The 325-nt window shown below is 32.3% G+C and carries 1 pseudogene; it reads left to right on the forward strand.

What is annotated here, in order from left to right:
• Window positions 1–325: pseudogene (locus tag IU405_RS00965) on the forward strand (GTP-binding protein); the annotation flags it as partial.

The raw sequence follows: 325 nt of genomic DNA on the forward strand, positions 1-325 counted from the left end.
AGAAATGCAGAACTTTTTTTGCGTCCTCGTTTTTCTATTGATTTAGCTGAAACTTCGGATGTTGTCATTCAACGTTTTTCGGATGTTTTCAAACAAAAAAAATCGGATTGTAGAGGGGTCATTGTAGATCAACATATTTTTATAAGCGTTCCCAAAAAAGACGAACATTTTTGGTCTCCACAATTACATCTCGAATTTATTCAGAAAGAAAATAATACAACAGAACTAAAAGGCTTGTTTGGTCCTAAACCTCAAGTTTGGACGTTTTTTATGTTCATTCATTTTGTAGTTGGTGGATTATTTTTGATTTCTGCAACAATGTTAT

Source organism: Polaribacter sp. BAL334 (assembly GCF_015767435.1).
In the GTDB taxonomy this organism is placed as follows: Bacteria; Bacteroidota; Bacteroidia; order Flavobacteriales; family Flavobacteriaceae; genus Polaribacter.